Source organism: Umezawaea sp. Da 62-37, assembly GCF_032460545.1.
Taxonomy (GTDB): domain Bacteria; phylum Actinomycetota; class Actinomycetes; order Mycobacteriales; family Pseudonocardiaceae; genus Umezawaea.
In genome coordinates this window covers 8,592,819-8,609,206 of the sequence record NZ_CP135965.1, presented here as the reverse complement: position 1 = coordinate 8,609,206, position 16,388 = coordinate 8,592,819, and the positions used below count along the sequence as shown (strand labels likewise).

The window sequence follows — 16,388 nt, the reverse complement described above, 5'->3', positions numbered from 1 at the left end:
CCGCACACCACCGTTCCCCGACCGTCGAGCGCCGCTCGCCGGGCGGTGCCGACTGCCCAGAACCAACCGCGGAGAGCCATGCCCCCCACCGAAACACCCGTTCAAGTCCCGGCGCCCGGCCGCGGCGGAGCGGTTCCCACGTTCGACCCGACCGGTACCGCGGGCGCCCGTCCCGCCCTGACCGTGCGCCACCCGGACGGCCGGGTGGCGCGGCTGGACGAGGAGCGGCTGGCGCTGGTCGTCGCCGAGGCGTGCGCCGGGTTGCCCGCGACGTCCGCCGAGACCGTGCTGACCGAGACGCGCCGCAACCTGTACGACGGCATCACCCGTGCCGAACTGGCCGTGGCGCCGGTGATGGCCGCGCGCACGATGGTCGAGATCGACCCGGACTACTCCCTGGTCAGCGCCCGGCTGCTGCTGGACGGGCTGCGCCGGGAGGCCTTGACGTTCCTCGCGGGCAAGGACGACGAGGCGAACCACGCCGAGATGTCGACGCGCTACCCGGAGTACTTCGCGGACTTCGTCCGGCGGGGGGTCGAGCTGGGGCAACTGGAGCCCCGGCTGGCGGAGTTCGACCTCGGACGGCTCGGCGCCGCGCTGCTGCCGGACCGGGACCTGGAGTTCCAGTTCCTCGGCATGCAGGTGCTCTACGACCGGTACTTCCTGCACAGCGACGAGCACCGGTACGAGCTGCCGCAGGCGTTCTTCATGCGGGTGGCGATGGGACTGGCGCTGGAGGAGGACGACCGCGAGGCGCGGGCGGTCGAGTTCTACGGGCTGCTGTCGTCGTTCGACTTCATGTGCTCCACGCCGACGCTGTTCAACGCCGGGACCACGCGTCCGCAGCTGTCGTCGTGCTTCCTGACGACGGTGGAGGACGACCTCCAGGGGATCTTCCACGGGATCAGCAACAACGCGCTGCTGTCGAAGTTCGCCGGCGGTCTCGGCAACGACTGGACGCCGGTGCGCGGCATCGGCGCCCACATCAAGGGCACCAACGGCAAGTCGCAGGGCGTGGTGCCGTTCCTGAAGATCGCCAACGACACGGCCGTCGCGGTGAACCAGGGCGGGAAGCGCAAGGGCGCGGTGTGCGCGTACCTGGAGACCTGGCACATCGACGTCGAGGAGTTCCTCGACCTGCGCAGGAACACCGGCGACGAGCGGCGCCGCACGCACGACATGAACACGGCGAACTGGGTGCCGGACGAGTTCATGCGGCGGGTCCGCTCCGGTGGCGACTGGACGCTGTTCTCGCCCGACGAGGTGCCGGACCTGCACGACCTGTTCGGCGACGCGTTCGCCGCGCGGTACCGCGAGTACGAGGCCGCCGCCGACCGCGGTGAGATCAGGGTGTTCCGGCGGCTCAGGGCCTCGGACATGTGGCGGCGGATGCTGACCATGCTGTTCGAGACCGGGCACCCGTGGATCACGTTCAAGGACCCGTGCAACCTGCGCTCCCCGCAGCAGCACTCGGGGGTCGTGCACTCGTCCAACCTGTGCACCGAGATCACGTTGAACACCGACCTCGAGGAGGTGGCGGTGTGCAACCTCGGGTCGGTCAACCTGGCCCGGCACACCGGGCCCGACGGGATCGACGGCCCGCGGCTGGAGAAGACCGTGCGGACGGCCGTGCGGATGCTCGACAACGTGATCGACGTGAACTACTACACGATCCCGGAGGCCCGGCGGGCCAACATGCGGCACCGGCCGGTGGGCCTGGGGCTGATGGGTTTCCAGGACGCGCTGTTCGCGCAGCGGATCCCGATGGGGTCGACCGCGGCCGTCGAGTTCGCGGACCGGAGCATGGAGGAGATCAGCTACTACGCGATCTCGGCCTCCGCGGACCTGGCGGAGGAGCGCGGGGCGTACGAGTCCTACGAGGGTTCGCTGTGGTCGCGCGGGATCCTGCCGTTCGACTCGATCGACCTGCTGGCCTCCACCCGCGGCGCGGACCTGGAGCTGGACCGCTCGTCCACATTGGACTGGGCGCCGGTCAGGGAGCGGGTGCTCGCGGTCGGGATGCGGAACTCCAACGTGATGGCCATCGCGCCGACGGCGACGATCGCGAACATCTGCGGGGTGAACCAGTCGATCGAGCCGCTGTACCGCAACCTGTACGTGAAGTCGAACATGTCCGGTGACTTCACCGTGGTCAACCCGGACCTGATCCGCGACCTGAAGGCCCTCGGGCTGTGGGACGAGGTGATGGTGGGCGACCTGAAGTACTTCGACGGGAGCCTGTCGCCGATCGGGCGGATCCCCGCCGAGCTGAAGGCCCTGTACGCCACGGCGTTCGAGCTGGACAGCAGGTGGCTGATCGAGGCCGGGGCGCGGCGGCAGAAGTGGATCGACCAGGCGCAGTCGCTGAACCTGTACATCGACCAGCCCAGCGGGCGGAAGCTCGACGAGCTGTACCAGCTGGCGTGGTTGCGCGGGTTGAAGACCACGTACTACCTGCGGTCGCAGAGCGCCACGCACGTGGAGAAGTCGACGCTGCGGGGGACGGACGGGAAGCTCAACGCCGTCTCCCCCGTGGCACCCGCCGCCGCCCCGGTGGTCGTCGAGGCCGAGGGCGCCGCCGTTTGCTCCATCGTCGATCCCGATTGCGAGGCGTGCCAGTGACTTCATCCGACCTGTCCACCGGTGCCGGTCCCATCGAGGTGGGTGCCGCCCGCGTCAGCGTGGACGACAAGGCGATGATCAACTGCCGGGCCGACGTGAACCAGCTGCTGCCGCTGAAGTACCACTGGGCCTGGGAGAAGTACCTGGCCGGGTGCAACAACGCCTGGATGCCCACCGAGGTGTCGATGCAGGCCGACATCTCGCTGTGGAAGTCCGCGGACGGGCTGACCGACGACGAGCGGCGGGCGATCAAGAGGAACCTGGGGTTCTTCGCGACGTCGGAGTCGCTGGTGGCGAACAACATCGTGCTCGCGGTGTACCGGCACCTGACGAACCCCGAGTGCAGGCAGTACCTGTTGCGGCAGGCGTTCGAGGAAGCGGTGCACACGCACACGTTCCAGTACATCTGCGAATCGCTCGGGCTGGACGACGGCGAGCTGTTCAACATGTACCGAGAGGTGCCGTCGATCACGGACAAGGCCGCCTGGGCGCTGAAGTACACGCAGCACCTGGAGGACCCGTCCTTCACGACCGGGACGCCCGAGCGCGACCAGGCGTTCCTGCGGGACCTGGTGGCGTTCTACGTGGTGTTCGAGGGGATGTGGTTCTACACCGGGTTCGCGCAGATCCTGTCCCTCGGGCGGCGGAACAAGATGGTGGGGATCGCGGAGCAGTACCAGTACATCCTGCGGGACGAGTCGATCCACCTGAACTTCGGGATCGACGCGATCAACCAGATCAAGATCGAGAACCCGCACCTCTGGACCGACGCGTTCCAGGAGGAGATCCGGACGATGCTGGTCGAGGGGTGCGAGCTGGAGATCGCCTACGGGCGGGACACGATGCCGCGCGGGTTGCTGGGGTTGAACGCGGAGCTGTGCGAGGAGTACATGCACTTCATCACGAACCGGCGGTGCGCGCAGTTGGGCTTGGAGGCCGTGTTCCCGCCCGCGGAGAACCCGTTCCCGTGGATGTCGGAGATGATGGACCTGAAGAAGGAGAAGAACTTCTTCGAGACCAGGGTGATCGAGTACCAGAACGGCGGGGCCTTGGAGTGGTGAGGTAGGGAGGACGCCGCTCCCCCGGTGGAGCGGCGCCCTCCCGGCTAGCAGTCGACGACGTCGTAGTCCTTCAGCGATGTGGAGTCCACGAGCACCCGGCAGGCGGTCGTGTAGGGCGCGGACGGCTGCGCGGTCCTCGGGAAGGTGATGATCGGGACCGGTTTGCCCACCGGCCAGAGGTCGTTGTACGACGTCGTCGCCTCCTCCCAGGAGAACGATCCCGACGCGCCCTCGACCTGGTCGTTCTTCAACGAGTAGAGCCCGTTCCGGACGTCCAGCGGCGTGGGGAGCCGCGCGCCGTCGCTGTTCGAGTAGATGCTCCTCGCCGCCTTGACGGCCGCCGCCACGGCGTCGTGGTGCATCACGGCGTACCCGTCGTCCAGATCGCTTTCGGCATATCCGAGGTCCTTGGTGAAGGTCGTCAGGAACTTGTCGAAGCGCTTCGGCACGCCGTCACCACCCCCCTTCCACCCGACGACGTCGGTGGAGGCGGCGGCCACGATCCTCACCTTCGCGTCCGCGAGGTCCGCGGTGGTCAACAGCTGGTCGACCGTCCCCGTGGCCTCGGAGGTCGTCACGGTCAACCCGGTCATCCCCGTGGCCAGCACCAGGTCACCGTCCTTCCTCACGCGGGTGCCCAGGCTCCGCACGAAGGACGGCAGGTCCGCGTCCCGACCCGCGTAGAGGACCACGGCGGGTTTGCCCGCGTTGGCCTCGGTGAACGCGTTGATCGCGCCGATCACCGGCTGGAACAGGTTCGACGCCTGCTTGATGTCCGTCGTGCTGCCGGTGAAGGACGCCCGGTGCTCGTCGAGGTGGAAGTCCCCGAACACGTGGACGAACGCCTTGCCGAGGCTCTCGACGTAGTTGTCGTTGTTCCGATCGGCGACCAGGAATCCGCTGGTGGCCGCGGGGTAGTCCCTGTCGAGCACCGCCTTCAGCGCCAGGGCGTAGTCGTGGTTCGACGGCGAGACCTTGAACAGCGAGGGCAGCGCGTCGGCGGATTCGGTCCCCCTGGTGGTCATGTCGTCCGCGGTGAGCACGGCGCCGATGGAGGGCAGCCCCCAGCGGGCGTTCAACGCCGCCGCGGCTTCCCTGGTCTCGGGCACGCTCACGCCGAGACCGGTCACCGCCACCAGCGGGTGGTCGCCCCCGGTCAGCCCACCGAGCTGTTCGACGACTCCCCGCCAGGACTTCTGGTCCCACCCGATGTTGGCCAGCACGAGCTGCACCTTGAGCCTGACGTCCCCGTACTGGGGGTCGCTGTTCACGACCTCCAGCGCCGTCCGAGCCCCCTGGAGGGCGTGCAGGATCGAGTTGGCGTCCAGTTTGCTGCCCTGCCTGGAGACCATGGGCATCATGACCGCCACCCGGACGTACCCGGAGGCGCCGCTGCTCGCGGCCACGGCCTGGTTCTCCTTGACGATGGCGTCGACGACCGCCTGGACACGCGGGTCCGTCGTCCCGAACGCGTGAGCCCGGTCGACGGTCCAGCCGAGGCACTGCCCCTCCGGATCGTCCTCGTCGCGGTGGAGCCCGAACCCCTGTCCGGTCGTGCCTTCCACGCCGTCGCAGTAGCCCGTGCGCTGGACCAGGTACCAGACCCCACCACCGACGAGCAGCGCCACCACCGCGAAGATCGCCACCCACCGCCGTCTTCTGCGCTTCCGCGCGATTTCCCGTTCCGGCACCTCGTACTGCTTCTCGGTCGACTTCTCGGTCAACGCGTTCCTCCGGGCCGTGGAAGCGGGGGGTTGCCGACCACGCCGCGGCGGCGGATGTTCCGACGCCAGCGCCGCGCCTCGTTCTGGTGCGACGCGATCAGGTCGAGCAGCTCGTCGCACGTGTCGTCGACGTACGTGGCCAGGTCGTTCAGCCCGGCCGCGATCCGGTCGTGGAGCCTGGCGCGCGCACCGCCCGCCAGCAGCGGGTCGGAGACCTCCTGCCAGCGGACGAGCAGCGACGGCAGGAACGAGGGCCAATCCCCCTCGGGCTGCTCCGGCTCCGAGCGCGCGCGGGGAGCGCTGACCGTCGTCTGGATCAGCTCCAGCCACTGCGGGAACGCCAGGACTTCCAGGGAACGCGCCAGTTCGTCGAGCACGTCCCCTATCCGCCCCGTCGCCAGGACGTGGTGCAGGTCGGTGGCTTCCGCGAGGACGACCGGCGAGGTGGTCGTGGTGACCAGCGCCCCGTGGGCGGAGTCCCAACTCCACGGGTGGTCGGCGGCGCGCTTCGCCAGCCTGCGCAGCAGCAGCGCCCTGACCAGGGTGGTGGGCACCTCGCCCGCCGGGTCCCAGATGCCGGACGGCAGCGTCGTGGCGCCGTCGCGCTCCGCGAGGCGGCCGAGCAGCCGCTGCCCCTCGTGGCGGTCGAGCGCGGCCGAACACGTCGTGAGGACCTCGAGGTCGTCCTCGGTCATCTCGGGGAGCAGCCGGGCGATCAGCAGGTCCTCGACCTGCTCGCCCTGGTGCTCCAGTGCCAGCAGCGTCTCGGGTTCGACGTCGGGCGGACCGCATTCCGCGATCACCGCGAGCAGGAGGGCCACCGCGCCCGCGTGGCCGCCCGTCATCGCGTGCAGCCCGTCGACGGGCGTGTCGGACTGGTAGTCGGCCAGTCCGCCGCCCACCACCTTCCGAACGTCGTCGAGCGAGAGCGCGGGCAGGGGACGACGCGCCCACCTGTGGTGGGGAACCCCGGACAGCACGAGATCGCGGGAAGTCGACACCTGCGCCACGCGCACCCGTTCCAGTCTGGACATCCCGGCCACCAGCGCCCCCGCGCTCGCCACCACGACGGCCACGGGTGTCGTCCGCACCTCCACGTCGTCGACCGCTTCCTGCGCCGCGACCAGTCGTCGGAGGAACGCCTGCCCCAACGCGCAGTCGACGTCGTCGAGCAGGGTCAGGCAGTGCAGCGGCCACTCGTCGGAGCGCCTGCCGGAGTGGAAGTCGTCCCGGAGGTCGGCGAGGAAAGCACCGCACAGCAACTCGTCCACCTGGCCGCGGGCATGAGCCCGCGCCGGGTGCCGACGAGCCCAGTTCAGGTCGGCCAGCTGCCCGACGGGGTCGAGGCCGAGGTCGCGGTCCTGGTTGCCCCACCACTCCTTGGCCCGTCCGAGCGCGTCCCCGTTCAACAGGAGTCCGGACAGCTTGTCCACGGCGACCCCGACGAGCCAGTCCGCGAGGCTCGCCGGTGCCGCGACGGGGCTCGGGACGAGGTGCAGCACACCCTGGGCGCCATCGGCGAGAACCCGTTTGAGCGCGGTCAGATCACGTCGCCGGTTCAGCATCGAGTCGATCTGCCGGTGCGCCGACTCCGGGTCCACGTCGCTGAGTTCGAGGCGCATGACCTCCAACCCGATGACCATGCGGTCGAAGCGCAGCGATCCGTACCGCCCGCAGCGCCGGCTCAACTGGAAGGCGATGGCCGCCAGGAGTTCGGGGACGGCGTGTTCCCCGGTCTCCCGTTCCACCGCCTCGACGTTCAGGTAGGAGTTGGGGACCTTCCCCGCCCACCCCCGCGCCAGGTCGGTGAGCATGGAGGTCTTGCCGGTGGCCGACGCACCCTCGACGACCAGGACGGGCAGGTGCGGCGAGGGCCCGCTTTCCGGGCGGACCAGGAGTTGGCGCACCAGCTTGCGTTCGGTTGAGCGGCCCAGTAGTGGCCTGATCACGACGTCTCCCCCTGAAGACTTGCACGACATCTTTTCGGGGAGTCGATCGAGGGGGCGGAACGGTTACACGATTTTTTCACCCCTTGAGGTGCGATTTTTCGTGTATGGAAAGCCGAATCGACCGCATTCTTGCGGCAACGGGTCAGGTGCCCAGTTTGGTGAGGTAGGAGGCGCGGCTGGTTTCGATGTTCCTGGTCACCTCCAGGACTTCGGGGCTGCTGCCCGCCGCGAGTTCGGACTTGGCCACGGTGGTCGACTCCTCGAAGTGGGCGCGCAGCAGGGTGCGCAACTGGTCGTCGAAGGCCTGGCCCGTCGCCTTGGCGAGCTTGTCGAGTTCGTCCGCGGTGACCATGCCCGGCATGTCGTGGCCGTCGTGCAGGTTCAGGTAGGTCTGCCCCGCGTCCGACAGGGCTTCGCGCAGCTTGTCCAGTTCGTCGTGGTGGCCGGTTTCCACCTCGGTCACCAGCGCGACCAGCGCGGGGTCGACACCCTCCCTCGTCTTGGCGAGTTCGAGGACCGGCAGGGCGGTTTCGTCCTGCGGGATCGCCAGTTGGACGTAGGCGACGTCGGTGTCGCTGAAACCGCCTGACGGGGCCTGGCTCGCGGAGCCGCTCGGGGATGCGGCGGGGTGGGTGTGGTCGGCGTGCCCGTCCGGTTGGGCGGTGCAGGCCGCCAGGAGCAGCAGGGCGGTGAGGGCGAGGGTGGTGCGGAGCATGTGATCACTCCCAGGATGAGGTCACAAGTGGGTTGGACTACGCGGACTGGCGGATGACGAGGGTCGGTTCGAAGACGACGGCGCTGACCGGTCTGCCGGGGCGTTCGATGCGGCCGAGCAGGAGTCGGGCCATCTCGGCCGCCATGTCCTCGACGGGTTGGCGGACCGTGGTGAGGGGCGGGTCGCAGGCGAGGGCGGGGCTGCTGTCGTCGAAGCCGACGACGGCGATGTCGTCGGGGACGTGGAGGCCGTGGCGGCGCAGGACCGGCAGGGCGCCGTGGGCCATGAGGTCGGAGGCGATGAAGATGCCGTCGACGTCGGGGCACCTGACCAGGAGTTCCTCCATCGCGGTGGCGCCGCCCTCGTGGGTGAAGTCGGCCTCCACGGCCACCACGTCGGGGTAGCCGCGCTCGGTCATGACCTGGCGGAAGCCGGAGAGGCGGTCCTGGGCGGCGGTGGTGGAGACAGGACCGGTGATGGTGGCGACGCGGAAGCAGCCGCGGTCGGCGAGGTGGTGGGCGGCGAGGGCGGCGCCCGCGGTCTGGTTGACGTCGACGTAGGTGATGGGCATGGGGCGGACCGGGCGGGCGGCCAGGACCACGGGCAGGTTCGACTCGATGAGCAGGCGGGGCAGCGGGTCGGCGCCGTGGGTGTGGATGAGGATGACGCCGTCGAGCCTGCCCTGGCGCAGGTCGGCGACGACCTGCTGGTGGGTGCCGGTTCCCGCGCTGGTCAGGACCAGTTGCACGCCCAGCGGCTGGGTCACGTCCATGACGCCGCCGACGACCCGGCCGAAGTACGGGTCGCCCAGCATCCGGCCCTCGTCGGGCAGCACCAGGCCGATGGCGCCCGCGCGCCTGGTCACCAGGGACCTGGCCGCGCGGTTGGGGGTGTAGCCGGTGGCGACGATGGCTCGGGTGACCATCTCGCGGAGCTCCTCGTCGACCGTGGAGACCCCGTTGACCACCCGCGACACCGTCGCCCGTGACACACCGGCGACCCGCGCCACCTCTTCCAGGGTGACCGGGGCGGGGGTGGAGCGGGGCTCTGGCACGTCTGCCTTTATACCGTTCTTCAAGCGAACACCCGGTCTTCACGACGAGGTCGGTCCTGAATGGACGCCGCGCGGCTCCGGGAGTGGGACCCCGGAGCCGCGCGGTGGTCGTGCCAGGTCCTGGCCTACTGGTAGACGCGGACGTAGTCGACGAGCATCCGCTGCGGGAAGACCGTGCTGGCGTCCGGGGGACCGGGCCAGTCACCGCCCACCGCGTTGTTCAGGATGATGAAGAACGGGTGGTCGAACACCCACGGACCGCGAGTGGCCTCGACGGTCGCCTTGTCGATGGCGATGACCTGCTGGTCGTCGATCGACATCTTGATGCCCTTGCTGTCCCAGTCCAGGGTGAACTTGTGGAAGGCGTTCATGTAGTCCGCCCCACCCGGCAGCGCCAGCGGGGCGCCGATGCCGCCGCCGCCGAAGTACGCCGGACCGTGGATGGTCTGGTAGGCCGTGTTGGGTTCGCGGCCGAGGTGCTCCATGATGTCGATCTCACCGGAGTTCGGCCACGGCGTGCCGTTGTCGATGATGTTCGCGCCCAGCATCCAGAACGCGGGCCACAGGCCCTTGGTGCCGGACACCTTGATGTTCGCCTCGACGCGGCCGTACGTCCAGGTGGCCTTGCCGTGCGTGATCAGCCTGGACGAGGTGTACTGGCACGTCCCGCTGCCGCTCACCGGGTCGACCGGGCAGGCCGATCCGGGGGTGACCTCGCGGCGCGCTTCGAGCACCAGGTTGCCGTTGCCGTCGGTGAAGGTGTTGTTGTTGTTCGTGTAGTACTGGAGTTCGGCGTTCTGGCCGGTACCGGTCTCCGGGCGCCACTTGTTCGCGTCCGGCTTGGTGCCGTTGGCCGTGTTGAACTCGTCGGACCACACCAGCTGCTTCGGGTTGCGCGGGTCCGGCGGGATCACCGGCTGCGGGTTCGGCGCGCCGCCGGTGCCCCACACCTGGAACTCCCAGAGCGAGTAGCCGTACGCCGAGCCGCGGGCCGTGCCGTACATCCGCACGTACCGGCCGCTGCCGTTGACGGTGAGCGTCTGCTTGAAGCCGGTGCTCGTCGTCGTGGAGTAGATCGGCGTCCAGTTGCCCGTGCCGTTCGGCGAGACCTGGATCTCGTAGGACTTGCCGAAGGCCGGGTCCCACTGGAGGACGACCTTGTGGATCTGGGCGGTCGCGCCGAGGTCGACCTGGATCCAACCGGGGTCGACCCAGCCGACGTCGGTCGCGGTCGCCCACCGGGTGGCCGGGTCGAAGTCGAACGCCTTGTCGGTGGTGCAGCCGCCGCAGTTGGCGTCGTTCTGCTGCGTGGAGGCCGTTCCCGGCTTCTTGTACGACAGCAGGACGTCGCCGCCGTTGTTCGGCGGGGTCGTCGTGGTGGTGGGCGGGGTGCCCGTGTCGGTGCTGGTGCGCACCGCGAACTCCCACAGCGAGACGCCCCACTGGGTGGCGCGGGCCGTGGTGTTGACGCGGATGTAGCGTCCGCTGCCGGTGAAGCTGACGTTCTGGACACCACCGGTGCTCGTCGTCGTCGAGTAGACCTGCGTCCACGCGTTGCCGTCGGCGGAGGTCTGGATCTGGTAGGCCGTCGCGTAGGCGGCCTCCCAGTTCAGCGTGGCACCGCAGACGTTCTGCGTGGAGCCGAGGTCGACCCGCAGCCACTGCGGGTCACCGGGCACGCTCGACCAGCGCGTGCCCGCGTCGCCGTCCACCGCCGAAGTGGCGACGAACGGGCTGCCGACCTCGACCGAGGACGCCGTGACGGGCTTGCCCTGCGCCGCGTTGGCGGTGCCGCACACCGGTGCCGCGGCGTGGGCCGTGAGGATGGGGACTGCGACCGCGCAGGCGGTCACGACAGCCGTCAGGACGGCGACGAGCCGACCCCGGTGCCGTGCGCCCCAGGCGGGTGGTTGCATGACTTCTCCATTGATCGTCGCAACAGGACGGACGGCACGGCTCACGGTCGGCCGTCGACCCCGCACTTGATGATGGGGTTGATGCAGTCGCGCACGCGGCGAGCCATCTCGGCCTCGGGCCACGCGTTGAAGAAGTCGCCGTGCATCGTGAATCCCGCGCCCGAGGCGAGGCGGAAGCCCGCCGGGTTGCCGCTGATCGGGTACCGGACGACCTGGCGCAGCTTCGGCACCGGCACCGGGTGGGTGGCCGGGCAGTCGCCGTTGACCGGGTAGGCCATGTGGCTCTTGTGGTCCGCCGAGTCGAGGTCACGCCCGTTCCAGCACTGCGGGAAGTCCAAGTAGGACTCCAGCTCCGTGCCCGCGGGGCATTCCACGAAGTCCTTCGACGGGTTGACCTGGCCGGCGTGCAGGCACGACCAGCGGGAGATGGTCGTGGCGTCGGGTGCGGTCGCCTTCGCGTTGCCCGCCACGATCCGCAGGCCCAGCGGTAGCGGCTGGATCCGCGCGATCACGTCGTCGCGCACACCCTCGCCCAGGTAGTAGAACGTCGGCGGATCCGGCACCACGACCTGGTTGTTGTTGTAGAAGTCCGGGATCCAGTACGACGACAGGTCCAGCGCCGGGCTGCAGTTGCTGTTCGCGGCCAGCAGCGTGTTGATGTTGCTGTTGGCGTTGGTCGACGTGTTGCCGAAGAACGCGTGCATGTGCGACGCGCCGGGCAGGCCGGGGGCCACGATCGGGTCATCCGGCAGGCGGTGGCTGAACGGGCAGGACGCGAGGAACTCCGCCACCCGCACGATCGGGCCGGACGGCGGGGGCGTGGTCGTGGGCGGCGGGCCGGTGCGGGTGCCGTAGACCTGGAACTCCCACAGCGAGATGCCGTACTGGGTCGCGCGGGTGATGCCCTCGATCCGCACGTACCGACCGGAACCCGAGACCGCCAGCGTCTCGACACCGCCGACCCCACCGGTCACCGTCTTGATCGTGGTCCAGCCGTCCGCACCGTTCGCGGAGGTCTGGATGCGGTACGAGCTGGCGTACGCGTTCTCCCAGGTCAGCTTGACCTGGCTGACGGTCGAGGTCGACCCGAGGTCAACGCGCAACCACTGCCCGTCGGACGCGGCGCTGGACCAACGGGTACCGAAGTTGCCGTCCACCGCGGCCGGCGCGAGGCTGCCGCCGTTCTCGGACGACGAGGCGGCCGCGGTGGCGCCTTGGGACAGCAGGTCGGGGGCGGCGACGGCGTTGGTGCTGCCGACGTACAGAGCGGACGCGGTGAGACCAGCGATCGCAAGGCCCGCGAACAGACCTCGCCACCGGTTGGGCGCACGGCGAATCGTGAATGCCACGACTCTCCTTTCGCAGGGGAGCGGGCCGTGCAGACCCGGTGCCGTGGACCTGGCACCGGGACGGCCCGGAAAGGTTACGAGGAGGTTTCAAGAGAGCGCTCTCTCAGCGGACGCTAGGACCGCGCGCGGATGACTGTCAAGGAATACCGGGAGTTCCGGTCCAACTTCGGCCATCAGCCGCACTTCACCAGGACCACGATGAGAGAGCGCTCTCCCGCAGGCCCACCCCCAAGCACCCGAATGGCCCACACACCCGCCCGCCTTCAGCCGCACCAGCAGCCCACCTTGCGGAAAGCGCTTGCCCCACACCAGAACACACCCGCCTGCCGAAACACCCCCCGCGAGGCATACTCCTCGCCATGGAATTCCGCGCGAAGGTGCTGCTCAGCGGCAAAACCGCGACCGGCGCACAGGTCCCCGCCGAGATCGTCACCGCCCTCGGTTCCAGCAGAAAACCCGCCGTACGGGCAACCATCGGCACCTACACCTACCGCAGCAGCATCGCCTCGATGAACGGCGTGTTCATGCTCCCCATCAGCGCCGAGGTCCGCGCCGCCACCGGAACAACCGCCAACGACGAAATCACCATCAACCTTGAACTGGACACCGACCCCCGCGAAATCACAGTCCCCGACGACCTCGCCACCGCACTGGACCCCGAATCCCGCCGCAGGTTCGACGCACTCTCCTACAGCGCCAAACGCCGCCTGGTAACCCCCATCGAGGATGCGAAAACCACGGAAACCCGCCAACGCCGCATCACCAAAACCGCCATTGACCTCCGAGGCTAAGACCGCCCCACACACCTCAGGTCCACCGCAGCTTGGACGCCTTGTCCGCCGCAGAGCACCGGACATATCAGGCATACCCCAACGCCCATCGGCGTAGCCGGCCACCAGCATCCGGCGCGGAGCGCCCGCCGCCCTGCCGGGCACAGCCCCGTCCCCATCGGCGCAGCCGCCCCCTCGCACCCGGTGCGGAGCGCCCGCCGCCTACCGACGCGCAGCGAGGTGCCCTAAACCGGCACAGCCAACGCTGGCGGAGCCAGACCTACCCCTGCCCCCGATACACAGCGCCCTCCTGCCCCACCCCTGTTTGTCAAGGCATCTTTCCCGCCTTGACAAACAGGGGTGGGGCATTGAGACAATCGCGCGCCGGGGGCCGGGCTCCGCCACAAACTGCGCCGCACCCCACCCCAAGACAGGCCGCACAAGGCCGCAAACAACCGCGCAGACAAAAAGCGACCACTCACGTCGACCAGACGCGAAAGACACGGCCGCACCCCGCCCTACAACCTCCAGCGAACTACCCCGCCACCCACCAAAACTCCAGCCCCAACCACCCCGCCCAACCCCCAAAAACACGACCCCCGAAACCCCCCACCCCGACCCTCCCAACCCTCCGAACACCCCACTCCAGCAAAATCAAAGACGCACCGCAGGCGGAAGCGCCCCCGCGTCCGCCACCGGCCACGCAAGCGGATCCGGCCCCAGCTTGTCCAACTCCGCCACCTGCAACTTGCACCAAGGCGACACATCCCTGGTCCCCTCCAGCACGGACTCCACGAAGTCCTGCCACAGCACCCATTCCACCGAGTCGACCTCATCCGGGTTGGGATCCGGGTCGCCCACGGCGACGCCCCGGAACACCGGGCACATCTCGTTCTCCACCACACCGTTCGGCATCACCGCCCGGTACCGGAAGCGCGGCAGCACCAGGTCGACCTCGCGCACCCCCGGCAGTCCCAGCTCGTCGGCCAGCCTGCGCAGCACGCCGCCGGTCATCCGCTCGCCGGGCGCGGGGTGGCCGCAGCAGGTGTTGGTCCAGATACCCGGCCACGTCTTCTTGTGCAGCGCGCGGCGGGTGAGGAGCGTGCGCCCGCGGTCGTCGAAGAGGTAACTGGAGAAGGCCAGGTGCAGCGGGGTGTCGGCGTGGTGCACCTCGGCCTTGTCGGCCAGACCCACCTGGTTGCCCGATTCGTCCAACAAGAGAACCTGTTCCGTGGTCACTCCGAACACCTTGCCACATCACCGGGAACGCGGAATTCCCTCGGAAGGCTGCCGCGCAACGGGTGCGCGGCAGCCTCCGGAGGGGGTCACAGGGTGATCGACCAGGCATCCAGCGTGCCGGTGTCACCGGGTCCGTTGTCCCCGACGCGCAGCGTCCAGGTGCCGGCGGACTGCTCGCTGACACCCGATGCGGTGAACGTCCGGGGGCTCGGGAAGGCCGTGCACGGGTAGCCGCCGTAGCGCTGGAGCGGGTACGCGCGACCCGACGGGCCGACCAGCGTGATGGTCAGGTCCTGCGCGCAGGTGTGCGACGCGGTGACCACGACAGCCGGCGTGCGCCCCGCTTGTCCGGCCAGCGCGACCTTGATCGGACTCGCCGCGACGCCGTGGTCCCGGATCGGGAAGTCGGTGTCGTCGCGGAAGGTCCGGCCGCCGCCGGGGCTGCCGGGCGGCGTGTGCACGGTCACCGGCGCGCTGGCCGCGGACGTGTTGCCCGCGGCGTCCTTCGCCTTCACGGAGAACGCGTTGTCCGTGTCCGGTGTCAATCCGCTGATCGTGGCCGATGTCGTCGACACGGTCGTGGCGAGGGCACCGCCCCGGTAGACCTCGTACCCGGTCACGCCGACGTTGTCCGTGGACGCCGTCCACGCCAACGAGACGCTGTTCGACGTCGTGGCGGTGGAGCGGAGGCCGGCGGGGGCGGACGGCGCTTCGGCGTCCGGGGTCCCGCCGCCGGTCCCGGTGACGAGGGTGAGGCCCCACTTGCGCAGCGCCTCGCCCACCGGCTGGAAGATCGACTGGTCGTCCGCGCCGCCGGGGCTGCACGAGGACTGGCCGCCGGAGTGCAGGCCGACCGCCTTGTCCCCCGCCAGCCAGGCGCCGCCGGAGTCGCCGCCCATCGAGCACGCCGTCGTGGTGGCCAGGCCCTCGACCACGGTCGAGCCGTAGTCGACCGTCTGCCCGACCGCGGTGACCGCGCCGCACTTCCACTTCGACGTGTTGCCGGAGTGGCAGACCGACTGGCCGACCAGGGGTTCGACCGACCCGGTGACCGTCACCGGGGCGCTCCCCCAGGTGTTGACCGCGGCCGACAGCGTCCAGCCCGCCTCCGTGACGGCCACGACGCCCATGTCGCCCTCGCGGGCGTTCACGGTCCGGGAGCCGCCGGTGTTGGACGTGCCGATCCTGTTCTGCTGGCCGGACTGGCCGTAGGCGGCCTGGTCCGCGTCGTTCGTGCAGTGCCCGGCGGTGACGAAGTGCTTGCCACCGCCGGAATCCGTGGCGGGGAAGCCGACCGAGCAGTTGCTCTCGCTGCCGGGCCACCACGGGTTGCCGGGCTGGACGGTGCCGGACTGCTGCACCGGGGCGGCCGACTCGACCACCCGCACCGGGGCGCCGAATGCCCGGACGCGGTCGAGGAACGCCGTGGTGGCCGCGGTCTTCGCGGCCCGGTCGACCCGGACGACGACGCCGTCGGCCGCCGGGTCGGGGCCCCAGCCGGTGACGCCCGCGACGCCGTCACCGGCCAGGCCGCCGATGGACCTGGTCAGGTCGGCCAACGCCGCCTGGCCGCGTTCGACGAGCCTGGCCTCGGCGCCCAGCGCCCGGACCCGGCTCGCCGAGGCGGGGTCGGTCACCGCCACGACGAGCTTGCCGGACGCGGCGTCGAACCACCGGGCGCCGACGGACTCCGGCAGGGCGGCCGAGGCGCGCTGGGCGCCGGCCTCGGCGGTCAGCCTCGTCACGGCCTGCGCCTCCGTGAGGCCGAGATCGCGTTGCAGGGCGTCGACGACGGCGGGCGGCGGCTCATCAGGAGCCGCCGCCGCACCACCGGGCGCGAGGGACAGGAACAGGGCGCAGGCACTGGTCGCCAGCAGGGCTTTTCGCAACATGGGCCACTCCAGTTCGTGCAGGGTGACCCGACGCTAGGTCGGCTCCGGAGGCCGCGAAATCGGGGAAACCCCTTGTCGGACTCGCCCGTTCCGGACC

General features: G+C 69.9%; 11 protein-coding genes. 3 read left to right on the top strand and 8 right to left on the bottom strand.

Features of this window, described 5'->3' with window-relative positions:
* Positions 1-78: 78 nt before the first annotated feature.
* Together RM788_RS39155 and RM788_RS39150 are read left to right on the top strand one after the other, a co-directional pair.
* A complete protein-coding gene (locus tag RM788_RS39155; RefSeq protein ID WP_315924714.1) occupies positions 79-2,622 on the top strand; it encodes a ribonucleoside-diphosphate reductase subunit alpha in 2,544 nt (847 codons plus the stop codon).
* Positions 2,619-3,683, top strand: a complete 1,065-nt coding sequence (locus RM788_RS39150; RefSeq protein ID WP_315924711.1) for a ribonucleotide-diphosphate reductase subunit beta — start codon at positions 2,619-2,621, stop codon at positions 3,681-3,683. Before RM788_RS39155 ends, RM788_RS39150 begins: the two co-directional genes overlap by 4 nt.
* 44 nt (positions 3,684-3,727) lie before the next feature.
* On the opposite strand, the gene RM788_RS39145 is transcribed toward RM788_RS39150, so the two are convergent.
* From RM788_RS39145 to RM788_RS39120, 6 genes are all read right to left on the bottom strand, one after another.
* Positions 3,728-5,407 carry a hypothetical protein gene (locus RM788_RS39145; protein ID WP_315924709.1) on the bottom strand — a complete coding sequence of 560 codons (1,680 nt, stop codon included), beginning with the start codon at positions 5,405-5,407 and terminating at the stop codon, positions 3,728-3,730.
* Positions 5,404-7,356, bottom strand: a complete 1,953-nt coding sequence (locus tag RM788_RS39140) for a hypothetical protein (protein ID WP_315924704.1) — start codon at positions 7,354-7,356, stop codon at positions 5,404-5,406. Before RM788_RS39140 ends, RM788_RS39145 begins: the two co-directional genes overlap by 4 nt.
* 142 nt (positions 7,357-7,498) lie before the next feature.
* Complete coding sequence (locus tag RM788_RS39135; protein ID WP_315924701.1) at positions 7,499-8,071, bottom strand: DUF305 domain-containing protein; 573 nt, start codon at positions 8,069-8,071, stop codon at positions 7,499-7,501.
* Positions 8,072-8,108: 37 nt separating this feature from the next.
* Positions 8,109-9,125: a LacI family DNA-binding transcriptional regulator gene (locus RM788_RS39130; RefSeq protein ID WP_315924696.1), complete on the bottom strand. Its 1,017-nt coding sequence runs from the start codon at positions 9,123-9,125 to the stop codon at positions 8,109-8,111.
* 125 nt (positions 9,126-9,250) lie between these two features.
* A complete protein-coding gene (locus RM788_RS39125; RefSeq protein WP_315924694.1) occupies positions 9,251-11,041 on the bottom strand; it encodes a discoidin domain-containing protein in 1,791 nt (596 codons plus the stop codon).
* Between the two features lie 41 nt (positions 11,042-11,082).
* A complete protein-coding gene (locus tag RM788_RS39120; RefSeq protein WP_315924692.1) occupies positions 11,083-12,390 on the bottom strand; it encodes a DUF1996 domain-containing protein in 1,308 nt (435 codons plus the stop codon).
* A 359-nt stretch (positions 12,391-12,749) separates the two neighbouring features.
* Between RM788_RS39120 and RM788_RS39115 the strand changes: the two genes are divergently transcribed.
* Complete coding sequence (locus RM788_RS39115; protein ID WP_315924690.1) at positions 12,750-13,181, top strand: YdeI/OmpD-associated family protein; 432 nt, start codon at positions 12,750-12,752, stop codon at positions 13,179-13,181.
* Positions 13,182-13,814: 633 nt separating this feature from the next.
* On the opposite strand, the gene idi is transcribed toward RM788_RS39115, so the two are convergent.
* Positions 13,815-14,399, bottom strand: coding sequence for an isopentenyl-diphosphate Delta-isomerase (idi, locus tag RM788_RS39110; RefSeq protein WP_315924688.1), 585 nt, complete (start codon positions 14,397-14,399; stop codon positions 13,815-13,817).
* 86 nt (positions 14,400-14,485) lie between these two features.
* Positions 14,486-16,291, bottom strand: coding sequence for a proprotein convertase P-domain-containing protein (locus tag RM788_RS39105; protein ID WP_315924686.1), 1,806 nt, complete (start codon positions 16,289-16,291; stop codon positions 14,486-14,488).
* Positions 16,292-16,388 lie beyond the last annotated feature (97 nt).